This window comes from Sinomonas cyclohexanicum (assembly GCF_020886775.1).
GTDB lineage: Bacteria > Actinomycetota > Actinomycetes > Actinomycetales > Micrococcaceae > Sinomonas > Sinomonas cyclohexanicum.
Genome location: NZ_AP024525.1, coordinates 3,210,823 through 3,226,878, shown reverse-complemented (window position 1 = coordinate 3,226,878; position 16,056 = coordinate 3,210,823). Strand labels below are relative to the sequence as shown.

11 protein-coding genes and 2 pseudogenes are annotated in these 16,056 nt (G+C 72.1%); 7 read left to right on the top strand and 6 right to left on the bottom strand.

The features are described 5' to 3' along the window. Nucleotides 1-11 precede the first annotated feature (11 nt). The 5 genes and pseudogenes from SCMU_RS15315 to imuA' form a co-directional block, all read right to left on the bottom strand. Entirely contained in the window at nt 12-3,644 is a 3,633-nt protein-coding gene (locus tag SCMU_RS15315) for an error-prone DNA polymerase (RefSeq protein WP_229229968.1), read from the bottom strand. A gap of 11 nt (nt 3,645-3,655) precedes the next feature. Further along, nucleotides 3,656-5,242, bottom strand: a complete 1,587-nt coding sequence (locus tag SCMU_RS15310) for a DNA polymerase Y family protein (RefSeq protein WP_229229967.1) — start codon at nt 5,240-5,242, stop codon at nt 3,656-3,658. Next, the gene (locus tag SCMU_RS15305; RefSeq protein ID WP_229229966.1) at nt 5,239-5,442 is read right to left on the bottom strand and encodes a hypothetical protein; all 204 of its coding nucleotides are present in this window, start codon (nt 5,440-5,442) and stop codon (nt 5,239-5,241) included. The genes SCMU_RS15310 and SCMU_RS15305 overlap by 4 nt, the downstream gene beginning before the upstream one ends. A gap of 21 nt (nt 5,443-5,463) precedes the next feature. After that, nucleotides 5,464-5,529: pseudogene (locus SCMU_RS21245) on the bottom strand (hypothetical protein); the annotation flags it as partial. 4 nt (nt 5,530-5,533) lie between these two features. After that, nucleotides 5,534-5,935, bottom strand: a pseudogene (imuA', locus tag SCMU_RS21240) (DnaE2-dependent mutagenesis accessory factor ImuA'); the annotation flags it as partial. A gap of 86 nt (nt 5,936-6,021) precedes the next feature. Here imuA' and SCMU_RS15300 point away from each other — a divergent pair. From SCMU_RS15300 to SCMU_RS15280, 5 genes are all read left to right on the top strand, one after another. Then, on the top strand, nt 6,022-7,407 hold the full coding sequence (locus SCMU_RS15300) for a cystathionine beta-synthase (RefSeq protein ID WP_229229965.1): 1,386 nt from the start codon (nt 6,022-6,024) through the stop codon (nt 7,405-7,407). 13 nt (nt 7,408-7,420) lie between these two features. Further along, the gene (locus SCMU_RS15295; protein ID WP_229229964.1) at nt 7,421-8,584 is read left to right on the top strand and encodes a cystathionine gamma-synthase; all 1,164 of its coding nucleotides are present in this window, start codon (nt 7,421-7,423) and stop codon (nt 8,582-8,584) included. A gap of 39 nt (nt 8,585-8,623) precedes the next feature. Further along, nucleotides 8,624-9,565: a cytochrome b/b6 domain-containing protein gene (locus SCMU_RS15290; protein WP_229229963.1), complete on the top strand. Its 942-nt coding sequence runs from the start codon at nt 8,624-8,626 to the stop codon at nt 9,563-9,565. 115 nt (nt 9,566-9,680) lie between these two features. Next, entirely contained in the window at nt 9,681-11,258 is a 1,578-nt protein-coding gene (locus SCMU_RS15285) for a sensor histidine kinase (protein WP_229229962.1), read from the top strand. Continuing rightward, complete coding sequence (locus tag SCMU_RS15280) at nt 11,255-11,953, top strand: response regulator (protein ID WP_229229961.1); 699 nt, start codon at nt 11,255-11,257, stop codon at nt 11,951-11,953. Before SCMU_RS15285 ends, SCMU_RS15280 begins: the two co-directional genes overlap by 4 nt. On the opposite strand, the gene SCMU_RS15275 is transcribed toward SCMU_RS15280, so the two are convergent. Continuing rightward, nucleotides 11,950-12,687 (bottom strand): hypothetical protein, encoded by a 738-nt coding sequence (locus SCMU_RS15275; protein ID WP_229229960.1) that lies wholly within the window; start codon nt 12,685-12,687, stop codon nt 11,950-11,952. The two genes, SCMU_RS15280 and SCMU_RS15275, sit on opposite strands and share 4 nt — an antisense overlap. A 167-nt stretch (nt 12,688-12,854) precedes the next feature. Here SCMU_RS15275 and SCMU_RS15270 point away from each other — a divergent pair, with 167 nt between their 5' ends. Together SCMU_RS15270 and SCMU_RS15265 are read left to right on the top strand one after the other, a co-directional pair. Then, the gene (locus SCMU_RS15270; protein ID WP_229229959.1) at nt 12,855-13,514 is read left to right on the top strand and encodes an MOSC domain-containing protein; all 660 of its coding nucleotides are present in this window, start codon (nt 12,855-12,857) and stop codon (nt 13,512-13,514) included. 351 nt (nt 13,515-13,865) lie between these two features. Continuing rightward, the gene (locus tag SCMU_RS15265) at nt 13,866-16,001 is read left to right on the top strand and encodes a DEAD/DEAH box helicase (protein ID WP_229233064.1); all 2,136 of its coding nucleotides are present in this window, start codon (nt 13,866-13,868) and stop codon (nt 15,999-16,001) included. Nucleotides 16,002-16,056: the final 55 nt, after the last annotated feature.

Sequence of the window (16,056 nt, the reverse complement as noted above, 5' to 3'; positions counted from 1 at the left end):
GTGCCCCCTGGTCACCGGAAGTCCCGGCTTGAGGTCTTGGCCTTCAGGGGCAGGGCCTCAAGCCGGTCCGCGACGAGGTTCGTGACGCCCTCCTTCGAGCGCTCGAGCATCCCCCGGATCACCATGGCCGGGGCGGCCTGCGCGACCCTGCGGTAGCGGGTCCACACCCCGATGCTGCACACCACGTTGAGGATTCCCGTCTCGTCCTCGAGGTTCATGAACGTCACTCCCTGGGCGGTCTGGGGCCGCTGGCGGTGGGTCACGACGCCGGCCGCCTCGATCCTGCTCCCGGGTTCGGCCGCGCGGAGCTGGTCGATGCGCAGGACCCCCCTCGCGTCGAGGCGGCCGCGGGCGTGGCGCAGCGGGTGGTCGTCCGTGGCGATCCCCGTGGCCCACAAGTCGTACGCGACCGCGTCCTCCTCGCCGAGCTCGGGCAGGAGCGGCGGCTGGACGTACGGCTGCGAGCCCGGCAGCTGCCCGGGCCGTTCCAGCGCCGCGGCGCCCGACTGCCACAGGGCCTCCCGCCGCGTCAGTCCCAGCGAGTCGAGGGCCGCCGCGGACGCGAGCGCTTCGAGCTGCTCTGCCGTGAGCCCCGTGCGGCGGGAGAGCTCGGACAGCTCCCGGAACGGACCGCCGGCCTCGCGTTCGGCCACGATCCGCTCCGCGAGGTCGTGCCCGATTCCGCGCACGCCCGCGAGGCCCAGGCGCACGGCCCGGCTCGCGTCCCGGCGGTGGGCCGCCGTCTCGTCGGAGGCCTGAGGGTCGAAGGGGCCGACGGGGGGCTGGACCCGCTCGAGGCAGGCGTCGAGGCCGGCGGCCGGGCCATGGGGATCCCCGGCGCCGGGCGGGCCGACCGCGTCCGGTGAGCCGGCGCCGTCGTGCGCTTCCTCGAGCTCTTCGAGGCACGCGTCCGCCTGGGAGCGCAGGATGTCCGGCCGGAGAACTGTCACGCCGTGGCGGCGGGCGTCGGCCACGAGGGTCTGGGGCGAGTAGAAGCCCATGGGCTGGGCCCGCAGGAGCGCGGCGAGGAACGCCCCCGGGTAGTGCAGCTTGAGCCACGAGCTCGCGTACACGAGCACGGCGAAGCTGATCGAGTGCGACTCGGCGAAGCCGAAGTCCGCGAACGCTGCAATCTGGGTGTAGATCGCCTTCGCCTCCTCCAGGCTCAGCCCATTGGCCGCCATGCCGGCGAACAGCTTCTCCTTGAGGCTGCCGATCTTCTCGACCCCGCGCTTGGATCCCATGGCGCGGCGGAGCAGGTCGGCGTCCTCGGCCGTGCAGCCCCCGATCGCCATGGCCATCTGCATGAGCTGCTCTTGGAAGAGCGGCACCCCGAGCGTGCGCTCGAGCACCGGCTCGAGGAGGGGGTGCGGGTACGTGATGCGCTCCTCGCCGGCGCGGCGGCGGATGTACGGGTGCACGGCGCCGCCCTGGATGGGCCCCGGGCGGATGAGGGCGATCTCCACGACGAGGTCGTAGAAGCGCCGGGGCCGCAGCCGGGGGAGGGTGCTCATCTGCGCCCTCGACTCGACCTGGAACACGCCCACGGAGTCCGCCCGGCACAGCATGTCGTACACCGCGGGCTCCTCAATGGGGATGTCCTCGACCCGCCAGCGCACCCCGAAATGCTCCTCGACAAGGTCGAAGCAGTACTGCAGGGCCGCGAGCATGCCGAGCCCGAGCAGGTCGAACTTCACCAGGCCCATCCACTCGCAGTCGTCCTTGTCCCACTGCAGGACGGTCCGGTTCTCCATCCGGGCGTGCTCGATCGGCACGACCTCGCCCACCGGCCGCTCCGTGAGGACCATGCCGCCGGAGTGGATGCCCAGATGCCGGGGGTAGCCGAGGAACTGCTCGGCGAGGGCGACGACGCGGGCGGGGATGCCCTCGGCACCGTCGCCGTCGCCCGCGGTGGCGGCCGAGAGCGCGTCCCAGCGCTCGATCCGCTTGGACCACGCGTCCTGCTGCCCCTGCCCGTAGCCGAGGGCCTTCGCGGCGTCCCGGACGGCGTTCTTGGGCCGGTAGCTCACCACGTTGGCCACCTGGGCGGCGTTGGTGCGGCCGTACTTCGCGTAGACGTGCTGGATGACCTCTTCGCGGCGGTCCGAATCGAAGTCGACGTCGATATCCGGCTCCTCCTCGCGCAGGCTCGAGAGGAACCGCTCGAACGGGAGCCGGTAGGCGATGCTGTCCACGGCGGTGATGCCGAGCAGGTAGCACACCGCGGAGTTGGCGGCCGATCCCCGGCCCTGGCACAGGATGCCCCGGCCCCGGGCGAACTGCACGATCCCATGGACGATGAGGAAGTACCCCGGGAAGTCCTTCTTCTCGATCACCGCGAGCTCCTTCTCGACGCGCTCGCGGACCTCATCCGGGGGGACGGGGCCGCGCCAGTCGGCGCCGGGAGTGCCGTAGCGGTCCACGAGGCCGCGCTCCACGAGCTGGCGCAGGTGGGACATGGGCGTGTGCCCGTCCGGGACGTCCTGCTTGGGCAGCCTGGGGCGGGCGGATCGGAGCGGGAAGGACAGCTCGTCCGCGAGGCGCACGGTGTTCTCGACCGCTCCGGGGTAGCGGGCGAACCGCTCCGCCATCTCGGCCCCGCTGCGCAGGTGGGCGCCGTCGCTGGCCGGAAGCCACCCGTCGAGCTCGTCGAGGCTGCGCCGCGCGCGCACCGCCGCGAGCGCGGTGGCCAGGGGGTGCCGGGACGGGTCCGCGAAATGGACGGCGTTCGTGGCCACGCAGGGGAGCCCGAGGCGGCGGGCGATCGAGGCGAGCGCGTCGTTGTCCGAGCTGTCCAGGGGATTCCCCTGGTCGAACAGCTCCACGGCGACGCCGTCCGCCCCGAACAGCTCCACGAGCCCAGCGACCGCGGACTCGGCCGCCCCTGGGCCCCCGTCCGCGAGCGCCCGCCGCACCGGCGACTTGCGGCATCCCGTGAGCACCACGCAGTGGCCCCGGAGCCGTGCCGCGAGATCCTCGAGGACGTAGACGGGGCGTCCCTTCTCGGCGCCGTCCGTGAGTTGCGCGGCGGTGATCGCCCCGGCGAGCCGGTGGTAGCCCTCCTCGCCGCGGGCGAGGACGAGGAGGTGCTCGCCCTCCGGATCCGGCACCCCGTTCTGGGGGCCGCCGAGGCCGAGGGAGAGCTCGGCGCCGAACACCGTCGCGAGGCCGTATGCCTCCGCCGCCTCGGCGAGGCGGACCACCCCGTAGAAGCCGTCGTGGTCCGTGATCGCGAGCGCGTGCAGGCCGAGGCGCACGGCCTCCTCGACGAGTTCCTCGGGCGAGGACGCGCCGTCGAGGAAGCTGTAGTGGGAGTGGGCGTGCAGCTCCGCGTACGGGACCGCGGCAGGCGAGGACGCGCACGACGGCGCGCGCTCGCCGTCGCGCACACCCTCACCCAGGGCGGCCAAAGGGATGTACGGGCCGCGCTTGCGGGACCATGCCGGGCTGTCCCCGCCGTCGTGCTCGATGGGCTTCCGGCCGGCGTCGGTCCGGCCGGCGTCGGTCCGGCCGGCGTCGGCCTGCTCGGCGCGGGCGCGGGCGTGACGTGGGCCGATGCCCCGCAGGTCCTCGGCGGAGACCTCTTTGCCTTCGAGGATGTCATGCAGCTGCTGCCAGGGGATCGGCGGGTTGTTCCAGCCCAAGGCAACCTCCTTCAGTCATAGCGGGCCTCCGCCCACCAGCGGCCGTCCTCGCCGAGTAGGAGCCAGGCCTCCCCCTCGCCGTCGAGGATCTGGAAGCGTTCGGCGCGGCGCGCCTCGGCGGCGTCCCACCATCTCTCGCGCAGGGGCCAGGGGCCGGCCCAGCTGCGGACCGCCCGCCGCTCGCCCTGGGGGCCGGGCACGAACCATGCGGGTGCCGCGGTCAGGCCACCGCGGGCATCAACCCTGAGGGGCCGTGCGTCGTCGCCGAGCAGTGACACGGGCATGGGCTCCGGGAACACCGTGGCCGGCAGCGGCGGCGGGACGGCACCGGGCCATGGCCGTGAGGCCCGCTCGGCCGTGCCGGGCGGTGCCTCCTCGCCCCACGGCACGAGGAGGCACCGCTCCGCGAGCAGCCTCCCGCCCGCCGGTGCCGCGTGCAGCACGGAACCGTGGCCGAGCATGGTCTGGAGCCGGTGCAGGCCGTGGTCGAGGCGCTCGTCGACGCCTCCGAACAGGGTCTGGGTCCGCCGGCCGATCAGGTCGACCTTCTCCGGGACCAGCCGCACCCGGACCACCGGCGCGGACATCGACTCCCCGGTGGTGCGCCAGTGGCCGCCGTGTCGGGGCGAAGGGCCCGGCGCGGACTGGAGCTGCCACCGGACCCGCTCTACGGCGTCGCCCGGGGAGAACTGGTGGGGATGGCCCCACGAGCGCTCCGATCTGGCGCCCGAATCGTCCGTGATCTGGACGCGCAGCTGGGTGCAGGCGAGCCCTGCGTCCGCGAGGCCCGCGATGAAGTCCTCGGCGACGGGACGCAGGGCGAACGCGATCTGGTCGACCCGGGCCAGCCCCGGCTCGAACTCCGCCTCCCGGTCGAGCGGAGCGGGCGGGACCCGGGGCACCACGGCGCGGGGATCCTGACCGCGTGCCTTGGCGTGGGCCACGAGCCCCTCGGGGCCGAAGCGGGACCGGACCTCCGGAGAGGGCAGCGCAGCGAAGTCGCCGAGGGTGTGCAGGCCGAGGCGCGTCAGCAGGGATCCCAGCCGCGAGTCGCCGAGGGCCGCGACCGGCAGCGGCGCCAGGAACGCGGCGGAGTCCCCGGCCCCGATGATCCGCAGGGCCGCGAGCTCCCCGGTGCACCGGGCCGCCTCCTCCGCCGCGAAGACCGAATCCGCGATCCCGGCGCGGGCCTCGAGCCCGAGCCCGGACGCGGCCTCGAGCGCCGCGCCTCCAGCGGCCTCCTCGCCGCCGTAGTACTTGGCGGCGCCCCTGGCCCGCACCGCGCACAGGCCTGGCCGGAGCACGTCGACGCCCGGGACGGCGCCCTCGAGCGCCCGCACCACGGGCTCGAACTCGCGCTCGGCGCGCGCCGGATCAGCCGGGACCGCGACGAGGTCTGGGCACCGCACCTGCGCCTCGCGGACCCGCAGCCCTCTGACCACCCCGGCGGAGCGTGCCTCGGCCGAGCACACGGCCACGAGGCCCTTGTCGATCACGGCGGCCGCGCTGCGGTCCGGGACCTCGCCCGCCAGATGGGCTGCGACGAGGGGCCAGTCCGGGAACCAGACGACCAGGGCCCTCGGCACCGCCGCCGTCATGGCCGGCCACCGAGGGAGGCGCCCCGGCCGTTCCGCTGCCGGGCGCCGCCGGGGAGCGCCACGCCGCCGGTCCGCCCGAGGTCAAGGGTGGCGGCCCGGGCACGCCCCCGCTGATCCAGCTCGAGCCGGACCCGGTGGCTTTCGAGGCGCCCGTGGCCTTGGCCGAGCCCCTCCCACCGCGCCTCCCGCACGCGCAGCATCCCGTCGCTCTGGGGCCAGGGGCCCAGGACGAGCAGGACGGCGGCCCTCTCGCGCAGCCGGGCGGCCAGCCTCGAGGCATCGCTCGGGCGGGGCGCCTGGGCGCGGCTTCACCAGCACGAGGGGCAGCACGTCCACGAGTCCCCCGAGGGCGGCGGCCCAGTCCGGCCCGGGGTCCGGGACGAGGACGAGCCTCTCGAGGTCCACGCCGAATCCGGCGGCCGCCTCCGCTCCGAAACCGGGGACTCCCACGACCCCGCACCACTGCCCCTCCGAGGAGGCGCCGGCCATGAGGGCCATCGCCACCGAAAGCGGCGTGTTCAGCGAGTAGGCCGCTCCTCCCTTGAGCCCCGCGGGGAAGAGGGAGGAGAAGCAGGGCAGCACCGGGTGCGATCCCTCCCGGTTGCGCCGCCCCTGCAGGGTATGGATCTGCTCCTGCAGCTCGTGGACCCGCGGGGGCGACACGGCCCTGTCGGAGCTGAGTGCGAGAGACATATCTCTATTATCGAAACTGTGTTCGAATGAGTCAACCGGAGACGCCCGCCGTTCGCGGGATCCGGCCAGCGGCTACAGTTGTGGGCGTGAAGTATGCCAACTCCGTCGTCGAACTCATCGGGCACACGCCCCTCGTCAAGCTCCAGAAGGTCACTGAGGGCATCAAGGCGACGGTTCTGGTCAAACTCGAGTACCTCAACCCCGGGGGGTCCATCAAGGACCGCATCGCCCTGAAGATGATCGAGCAGGCCGAGAAGGAGGGCAAGCTCGCCCCCGGCGGGACCATCGTCGAGCCCACGAGCGGCAACACCGGAGTCGGCCTGGCCCTCGTGGGGCAGCAGAAGGGCTACAAGTGCATCTTCGTGGTCCCGGACAAGGTAGGGGAGGAGAAGCGGGCCGTCCTCCAGGCGTACGGCGCCGAGGTCGTCGTGACCCCCACGGCCGTGGCCCCCGATTCCCCGCAGTCCTACTACGGCGTCTCCGACCGCCTCGTGACCGAGATCCCCGGGGCGTTCAAGCCTGACCAGTTCTCCAACCCCGGCGCCCCCGGGAGCCATTACGAGACCACGGGCCCCGAGATCTGGGCGGACACGGACGGCAGGGTCACGCACGTGGTGATCGGCGCCGGGACGGGTGGCACGATCACAGGGACCGGCCGGTACCTCAAGGACATCAGCAAGGACCGTCCCGAGGCCGAGGGCGGGCAGGTCAGGGTCATCGGCGCGGACCCCGAGGGATCCATCTACTCCGGCGGGACGGGCCGCCCGTACTTCGTCGAGGGTGTCGGCGAGGACATGTGGCCCGAGAACTACGACAAGTCGGTGCCCGACGAGGTCCTCGCCGTTTCCGACGCCGAGTCGTTCGCCATGACCCGGCGGCTCGCCCGCGAGGAGGGCCTCCTCGTCGGCGGATCCTCCGGCATGGCCGTGGTCGCGGCCCTGCGCACGGCGAAGGACTTGCCGGAGGAGGCTGTCGTCGTCGTGATCCTGCCGGATTCCGGCCGCGGCTACCTCGCGAAGATCTTCAACGACGACTGGATGCGCTCGTACGGCTTCCTGCCCGGGCACGATGAGAAGACCGTCGGCGAGCTGCTCGAGGGCAAGGACGGCCGCCTCCCCGATCTCGTCCACACGCATCCCACCGAGACGGTCCGCGACGTCATCGACATCATGACCGAGTACGGGGTGAGCCACCTGCCGGTCCTCTCGGCGGAGCCGCCCGTGGTCATGGGCGAGGTCCTCGGCGCCGTAGACGAGCGCTCGCTCTCCGCCAAGCTCTTCCGCGGCGAGGCCAAGCTCACCGACAAGATCTCCGAGCACATGGGCGCCCGGCTGGCCGTGATCGGCTCGCTCGAGGGCCAGGCCGCCCTACGGGACGTGCTCAGCCGCGAAGACGCCGTCATGGTCACCTTCGTCGGCGCCCCGGTCGGCATCCTGACCCGTCACGACCTCCTGGCCAACCTCAACAAGTAAGGGAGCGCCCCCCATGCCTGAGACCACCGGATTCAACACCCGCGCCGTCCACGCCGGCCAGGAGTTCGAGCCCCGCACGGGCGCCGTCGTGCCCCCGCTGCACTTCTCCTCGACCTACGCCCAGGACGGGATCGGCGGCCTGCGCTCGGGCTACGAGTACGGCCGCGGCGGCAACCCGACCCGCGACGCGCTCCAGGAGCAGCTCGCCGCGCTCGAGGGCGGGCGCCACGCCTACTCGTTCAGCTCCGGCCTCGCCGCCGAGGACGCCCTCATCCGCGCGCTATGCTCCCCAGGGGATCGGATCGTGCTGGGCAACGACGCCTACGGCGGCACGTACCGCCTCATTTCCCGGGTCCTGGGCCCGTGGGGGATCGCCAACAGCCCCGTTGACATGTCAGATCTGGACCGGGTGCGCAAGGTCGTCGACGCCGGCGCGCGCCTCGTGTGGGTCGAGACGCCGTCCAACCCGATGATGAAGATCACCGATATCACGGCGCTCGCCGACATCGCGCACGACGCCGGGGCCCTCCTTGTCGTGGACAACACCTTTGCGTCCCCCTACTTGCAGAACCCGCTCGCCCTCGGCGCGGACATCGTGGTCCACTCGACGACCAAGTACATCGGCGGGCATTCCGACGTGGTGGGCGGCGCCGTCATCATCGGGGACCGTGCGGGAGACGACGAGCTGGCCGAGAAGGTCGGATTCGTGCAGTTCGCGGTCGGTGCGGTGTCCGGCCCGATGGACGCCTTCCTCACCACCCGTGGCCTCAAGACCCTCGGTGTGCGCATGGAGCGCCACTCGGAGAACGCCCAGAAGATCGCCGAGTGGCTCGTGGGCCGTCCGGGCATCGAGAAGGTCCTGTACCCGGGCCTCCCAGACCACCCCGGCCACGGGCTCGCAGCGAAGCAGATGCGGCGCTTCGGCGGCATGATCTCCGTCCAGTTCTCCGGCGGCGAGGCGGCGGCGCGCAAGGTCGCCGAGTCCACGCGCCTGTTCACGCTCGCCGAGAGCCTCGGCGGCATCGAGTCGCTCATGAACTACCCCTCGGAGATGACGCACGCGTCCGTCAAGGGCACCGAACTGGCCGTTCCGGTGAACCTCCTGCGCCTGTCCGTGGGCATCGAGGACGCCGAGGACCTCATCGCCGACCTCGACGCCGCCATGAGCTCGCTCTAGACCCTCCCACCCGCCCCTACACCCGCCTAGGACTCATCCATGCCACAGTCCGCCAAGACGCCTGCCTTCACCCAAGCGCCCTGGTTCCGGCCGACGGCGGTCGGCGTCGGCGCCGTCGTCGTGCTCGCCCTCGTCGTGCTCGCCGCGAAGTGGATGCGCAGCACCGAGGGGGTCTCGAGCTTCATCGCGACGTACCCCGGGCACGCGCCCCTGCCGGACTGGGCGCCCGAGGGCCTGCCTGCGTGGCTGAACGTGCTGCACTTCCTGAACGTCATGTTCCTCGTGCTGATCGTGCGCTCGGGCCTGCAGGTCAGGTTCGTGACCCGGCCGGAGGGCTTCTGGAAGCGCAACAACAAGGGGCTGATCAAGACCAAGGGCCTGCCCAAGAAGATCACCCTGAACCTGTGGCTGCACCTCACGCTCGACGCGTTGTGGGTCCTCAACGGGCTCGTGTTCCTCGTGCTCATGTTCGCCACGGGGCACTGGACCAGGCTCGTGCCGACCACATGGAGCATCTTCCCGAACGCCCTCTCGACCGCGATCCAGTACGCGTCCCTCGACTGGCCGCTCGAGAACGGGTGGGTCAACTACAACGCACTGCAGCAGCTGACGTACTTCCTGGTCGTCTTCATCGCGGCTCCGCTCGCGATCGTCACGGGCCTGCGCATGTCCGCGGCGTGGCCTACCAACCAGAAGGCGCCGAGGCTCAACAAGGCCTACCCCATGGAGTGGGCCCGCGCGCTGCACTTCCCGACCATGGCGTTCTTCGTCCTGTTCGTGATCGTGCACGTCTTCCTCGTGCTCACCACGGGCGCCCTGCGGAACCTCAACCACATGTTCGCCGCGCACGACGGCGAGGACTGGCTCGGGTTCATCCTGTTCGCCATCGGCCTGCTCGTGATCGTGGGGCTGTGGTTCCTCGCGCGCCCGCTGTTCCTGCGTCCGGTCGCCTCGCTCATGGGGACCGTGACCCGGACCTAGTTCGCGGTGCGCCGGTGGCGCGACCACTCGGTCGCCACATACCAGCGCCCCTCGCGCTTCTCGGAGTCCAGCGCCGAGGTCCGCACACGCCCCGTGCGTTTGCCACAATGGCCGCATGAACCAGCGGATTCCCCTCCTCCCGGCACCGGGGAACCGGCTCCGCCTGACGGAGCTGTGGGTCCTCGACCGGAGGCGGACCGTGGTCGGACTCGTCCTGGCCATCGTGGTGCCGCCCCTGGTCCAGCTCCTCCTCGATCCGCTCGTGGCTCCCGACCGCGCCGGCCGCGGCATTACCCTCGCGATCCTCGTCCAGCTGCTCGCCGTGGTCCTCGTGGCACTCGTGGGCGGACTGCTGCCAGCCGTGCTCGCGGCCGTGGTGGCCAGCCTCGCGCTGAACTGGTTCGCCACGGAGCCGGTGGGCAGCTTCAGTGTGGCCCGGCCACAGGCGCTCCTCGAGCTCGGGGTGTTCGTCGTCGTCGCGTGCGCCGTCGCGCTCGCGGTGGGTGCCGCGACGCGCCGGTACGAGCAGGCCACCCGCGCACAGGCCGAGGCGGCGGCGATGAGCGAGCTCGCCCTCGGGATCCTCGGTTCCTCGGGCGGGATCGACGAGTTCCTGGAACGGGTGCGCGCTACTCTCGGGCTGCGCGCCGTGACTCTCCTCGCGCGGCGTGCCGGCGCTGCAGCGGACGACGCCGGCCCGGTCACCTCGGGCGCTGCAGTCCGGCGCGGCCGGGTGGTCGCCGAATCCGCCGTGGCCGAGTGGGACGTTGTTGGCACCGCTGGCGAGGCGCCGCCGGTCTCGTACGCCGCGGCGGACGACTCCGTGGCGCCCGATGGCTACTACACGCTGCTCGCGGGCGGGCACCCGCTGGACGACGGCCAGCGCCGCACGCTCGCAGCCTTCGGGGTGTACCTCGTGGCGATGAGGGAGCGCGCGCAGCTGGCCCACAGCAGGGAGGCCAATCGGCGTCTGGAGGAGGGGAACTCGATCCGCACCGCGATCCTGCAGGCCGTCTCGCATGACCTCCGCACGCCTCTTGCAGGCATCAAGCTCAGCGTGAGCAGCCTCAGGCAGCCGTCCGTCGCGTTCACCCCTGACGAGGAGTCGGAGCTGCTGGGGACCATCGAGGACTACACCGATCGGCTCACCCACGTGGTGGCGAACCTGTTGGACATGTCCCGGATCTCCGCGGACAACGTGCGCCCACTCCTGCGCGCGGTCGCATGGCGGGACGTGCTGCCCCGGGGGCTCGCCGGCCAGGAGCGGGTCGTCGACCTCATCCCCGCCAATGCGCCGGCAGTCGAGGCGGACCCGGTGCTCCTCGAACGGGTCATCGCGAACCTCGTGGAGAATGCCCTCCGGTACGCGCCGGGCGGCGCCGTCGAGCTCATGGCCCGCAGCGGCACCGAGGACTCGGGAGGGAGGCCCTGCGGGGTGCTGCGGGTCGTGGACCACGGTGAGGGCATCCCGCCGGAGGATCTCCTTGCGGTGTTCCGGCCGTTCCAGCGGCTCGGCGACGACACGGCCAAGGGCGGGGTGGGCCTCGGCCTGGCCGTGGCGAAGGGGTTCGTCGAGGCCATGGGCGGGCGGATCGAGGCGGAGGAGACGCCCGGCGGCGGGCTGACCATGTCGGTGTCGCTGCCGCTGTCCGACGGGCCGGCGCGCCCCCAGCCCCACGGGGTGGCCGGATGAGCCATCCCGCAGATTCCGCGGCGCCCGCCGTCCTCGTGGTCGAGGACGAGACGCGGTTCGCGCGGGCCCTGCAGATCAACCTCCGCGTCCACGGCTACGAGGCGATCACGGTGCCCACCGGCGAGGCCGCGCTCGAGGCCGCCGCCGCGCATCCCGTCGACATCGTGGTGCTGGACCTCGGGCTGCCAGGGATCGACGGCATCGAGGTGATCCGCCGGCTGCGCGCCTGGACCGATGTTCCGATCATTGTGCTCTCGGCGCGCCACGGCTCGGAGGACAAGGTCGAGGCGCTCGACGCCGGCGCCGACGACTATGTGACCAAGCCGTTCGGCCTTGAGGAGCTGCTGGCCCGGCTGCGGGCGGCCGCCCGCCGCGGGCAGCGCGTGGGAGAGGCCCCGCGGGTCCAGACGGGAGACCTGAGCGTGGACCTCGCGGCACGACGCGTGCTCGTCAAGGGGAGCGAGGTGCGGCTCACGCCGACGGAGTGGAACATCCTCGCGCTCCTCGTGCGGCGTGCGGGACAGCTCGTCACCCAGCGGGAGATCCTCACCCAGGTGTGGGGTCCGGCATACGAGAGGGAGACGCAGTACCTCCGGGTCTACCTCGCCCAGCTGCGCCGGAAGCTCGAGGACGATCCAGCGCATCCGCGCCACCTCCACACGGAGGCGGGGATGGGCTACCGGTTCGACCCCTAGAGCCCCGCCGCGCCGGCGAGCCGCACGAGGGCCTCACGGGCCGCGGCGGCGTCGAGGCCCTGGACCTTCCCTGAGCTGTCGACGACCTGGCCCAGGCGGTAGCTGACCACCTGGGCCCCGCGGCCGACGTACAGGTAGTAGGTGGTTGAGGCAAGGGCGAGGGTGGTGGTCTGGCCGAACGCGGCCGACTCTCCGACCCCGGCCACGGGGGTGGCGGTGAGGCCCTGGGGCACGACCCCGTAGGCGTGGGCGGAGGCGGCGTCGGCGAACTGCGCGACGACCACCGAGACGGTGTGGCGCGGCTCGGGTCCGAGCTTCATCGTGCAGGAGCGCTGCACGGCCCCCGCGTAGCCCGAGATGGGCTCGTCGTCCCCGGCAGAGGGCGTCAGCGTGGCGGGGGCGGTGCTTCCGAGCGCCGCCCGTACGGCGTCCTCGCGGAGCATCGAGCAGGCCCCGGCGTCCGGGGCGGAGGCCGCCCGCTGCTCGGGCGGGGCGGCGGAGAAGGTCGCCCGGTCCGAGCCCGGTGCGCCGGCCGCCACATCCTGGCCGGCCGCCGTGTCCGAGGACGAGGGCACCGCGCCGGTGGTGGTCGGGGCGCCCGAGCCTGGGGCCGGCGATTCAGTCGCTGAGGCGGTGGCCGAGGCTGCCCCCGAGGCGGGGGCGCCCGAGGGCGCCGACGGCGTGCAGGCAGCGAGTGCGAGCGCGAGGGCTGCAAGGCCTGCAGCCGGGCTCAAGCGACGGTACGGCCGTACATACGCAGGCATGGTGCCCCCCTTTGTCCCACGTCAGACGGCCTCGTCTTCAGATGACGTGCCTCAGACGCCCAGCGTGCGGCCAGTATATCGAGGGGGCCTTGCCGGTCCAGATGCCCCGCGGCCTGCGAAGCCCTACTCTGGAGGGCATGAAGACAGCCCGCGTCGTCGCCGTGTGCCGAGTCCACCAGCTCCTCCCGGACGCCGGGACGGTCGGCGTGACGGGCATCGACAAGCGGCCCGTCGAGGGGCCCCTGCGGGTGCGCCGGCTCGGAGTGTACGGCGACGTGCAGGCGGACCGCGCCAACCACGGCGGCGAGGACAAGGCCGTCTACGCCTACTCGGAGGACGACGCCGCACTGTGGGCGCGCGAGCTCGGCCGCGAGATCCCGCCGGGGTACTTCGGGGAGAACCTCCGACTCGACGGGATCACGGCGAGCAACGCCGTGATCGGCGAGCGCTGGCGGTTCTCCACCGGCGCGGTCCTCGAAGTCACCATGCCGCGCATCCCCTGCGCGACGTTCGCCCGGCACGTGGGGGAGGACGGCTGGGTCTCCTGGTTCACCCGCGCGGGCCTTTCGGGAGCCTACCTTCGGGTCGTGACGCCCGGCGACGTCGAGGCGGGGACCCAGCTCACGGTTGAGCATGTCCCGGACCACGGGGTCCGGGTGGGGTCCTGGCTCGCGGACCCCACTCGCGAGAAGGCAGAGGCCCTCCTGGACGCAGAGGCCGACGGCGATCTCCGGCTCGCCCCGGCGCTGCGGACGTATGTCGTCGCCGCTGCCGAGCGGCTCCCGAGCGGCGAGTAGCGCCCCCGACGGCACCCGCCGGGCACGACTGTGCCGAACTTCACCGCCGCCCGACCGCCCAAGCGACCCTGCGGCGTCGTGCGTCCTGTATGATGGATGCATCCCCCACTTTCCGGATTTCCCTTTTTCTGCCCAATTCTTGAGGCAGGACTGGTAGCGTGTTGGGGCCCGCAAGGCGGGCAATTGCATAGGGGACTCCGGCTGAAGCAAACGCTGTATGGGTGCATGTGGTGCCGGACGCAGCGAAGGAAGCCCTGCCTGGGATTGTGATGAGCGCTGGGCTTTGGTAACTGACCACGAGCCCGCGAGGCTCCCCAGCGCGAGGATACCCTCTTGTCTGAAATTTCTGAGATGACGCCCGAGATCACCGAGACCATCCAGCCCGTCGAGGCCGTGGAAGCGCCCGAGTCGCCGGCCGACGCGAGCACTGCCGAGGCGCCGCACACCGAGGCCGAAACCGCTGATGCTGCGACCGCTGAGCCGGAGGCGGCCGAGCCTGAGGCAGCCGAGCCCGACGCTGCCGCGTCCGAGGACGACGGCGTGAAGTTCGCCGACCTCGGGATCGACGGCCGGGTCCTGGCCGCGCTCGCTGACGTCGGATACGAGAAGCCCTCGCCCATCCAGGCGGCGACGATCCCGCTCCTGCTGGAGGGCCGCGATGTCGTGGGCCTCGCCCAGACCGGAACCGGCAAGACGGCTGCGTTCGCCGTCCCCGCGCTCTCGCGCCTCGCCGAGCTGCACGACCTCAACGGACCGTCCCGGGCGACCCAGGCCCTCGTCCTGGCCCCCACCCGCGAGCTCGCGCTCCAGGTCGCCGAGGCGTTCACGTCCTACGCGAAGCACCTCGAGGACTTCACGGTCCTGCCCGTCTACGGCGGCTCCGCCTACGGCCCCCAGCTGGCTGGCCTGCGCCGCGGCGCGCAGGTCGTGGTCGGCACGCCCGGCCGCGTCATCGACCACATCGAGAAGGGCTCCCTGGACCTCTCCGAGCTCCAGTACCTGGTCCTCGACGAGGCCGACGAGATGCTCCGCATGGGCTTCGCGGAGGATGTCGAGCGCATCTTCCAGGAGACCCCGGACGGCCGTCAGGTGGCCCTGTTCTCCGCGACCATGCCGTCGCAGATCCGGCGCATGTCGAAGCAGTACCTGAACATGCCCGAAGAGGTCACGGTCAAGTCCCAGACGACGACCGGCAAGAACATCCGCCAGCGCTACGTCCAGGTGATGGGCGCGCACAAGCTCGACGCCATGACCCGGATCCTCGAGGTCGAGGAGTTCGACGGCGTCATCGCGTTCGTCCGCACCAAGATGGCCACCGAGGACCTCGCCGAGAAGCTCAAGGCGCGCGGCTTCCAGGCCGCCGCGATCAACGGCGACATCGCCCAGGCCCAGCGTGAGCGCACGGTCGAGGCGCTGCGCGAGGGCAAGATCGACATCCTCGTCGCCACCGACGTCGCGGCGCGCGGCCTCGACGTGGAGCGCATCAGCCACGTCATCAACTACGACATCCCGCATGACACCGAGGGCTATGTGCACCGGATCGGCCGCACGGGCCGCGCCGGCCGCAAGGGCGACGCGATCCTGTTCATGACCCCGCGCGAGAAGTACCTCCTGCGCGCGATCGAGAAGGCCACCCGCCAGGCCGTCGAGCCCATGCACCTGCCGACGGCGGAGACGGTCAACTCGCTGCGCATGAGCAAGTTCGCAGACCGGATCACCGAGACCCTCGAGTCCGAGGACGTCGCGATGTTCCGCGACCTCATCTCCTCCTACGAGAACGAGCACGAGGTCCCCGCCGCAGAGATCGCCGCCGCGCTGGCCGTGATGGTCCAGGGCGACACGCCGTTCTTCGTCCAGGAGCTGCCCTCCGCGCCCGCGTTCCAGAAGCGGGAGCGCGGCAAGGACGGCTTCGGCACGCGCGGCCCGTCCCGCTCGCTCACGGAGGGCAACGCGACGTACCGGATCGCCGTCGGCCGCCGCCAGCGGGTCATGCCGGGGTCGATCGTGGGCGCCCTCGCCAACGAGGGCGGCTTCCACTCGAGCCAGATCGGCGGGATCGACATCCGCTCCGACCATTCCCTCGTCGAGCTCCCTGCAGAGCTGAGCGCGGACCAGTGGAAGTCCCTGTCCAAGACCCGGATCGGCGGCGAGCTCATCAAGCTCGAGCTCGACACGGGCCGCCGCCCCAATCGCGAGCGCGGCGACGACGACCGCTTCGGCGGGCGCTCCTCCGACCGCGGAGGCCGCAGCGACCGTGGCTTCCGCCGTAACGGCGACGGCGGGTTCGGCGGCCGTTCAGACCGCGGTGGCGATGGCGGATTCGGCGCACGCTCGTCCGACCGTGCAGGGCGCGGTTCCTTCGACCGCGGCGGATTCGGCGGGCGTGACCGCGACGACCGCGGTGGGCGCGGTTCCTTCGACCGCGGCGGATTCGGCGATCGCAAGCCGCGCCACGGCAAAGAGGGCGGCCGCAGCCACAAGTGGTGATCTAGGCACCGCCTGAACCTTTCACGAAGCCCGACTCCTGTGCATCACGGGGGTC

Coding starts and splice junctions, on each gene's coding strand:
- SCMU_RS15310 (WP_229229967.1), bottom strand. CDS start 5,242: ATGACGGCGGCGGTGCCGAGGGCCCTGGTCGTCTGGTTCCCGGACTGG.
- SCMU_RS15305 (WP_229229966.1), bottom strand. CDS start 5,442: ATGCTGCGCGTGCGGGAGGCGCGGTGGGAGGGGCTCGGCCAAGGCCAC.
- SCMU_RS15295 (WP_229229964.1), top strand. CDS start 7,421: ATGCCTGAGACCACCGGATTCAACACCCGCGCCGTCCACGCCGGCCAG.
- SCMU_RS15290 (WP_229229963.1), top strand. CDS start 8,624: ATGCCACAGTCCGCCAAGACGCCTGCCTTCACCCAAGCGCCCTGGTTC.
- SCMU_RS15285 (WP_229229962.1), top strand. CDS start 9,681: ATGAACCAGCGGATTCCCCTCCTCCCGGCACCGGGGAACCGGCTCCGC.
- SCMU_RS15280 (WP_229229961.1), top strand. CDS start 11,255: ATGAGCCATCCCGCAGATTCCGCGGCGCCCGCCGTCCTCGTGGTCGAG.
- SCMU_RS15270 (WP_229229959.1), top strand. CDS start 12,855: ATGAAGACAGCCCGCGTCGTCGCCGTGTGCCGAGTCCACCAGCTCCTC.
- SCMU_RS15265 (WP_229233064.1), top strand. CDS start 13,866: ATGACGCCCGAGATCACCGAGACCATCCAGCCCGTCGAGGCCGTGGAA.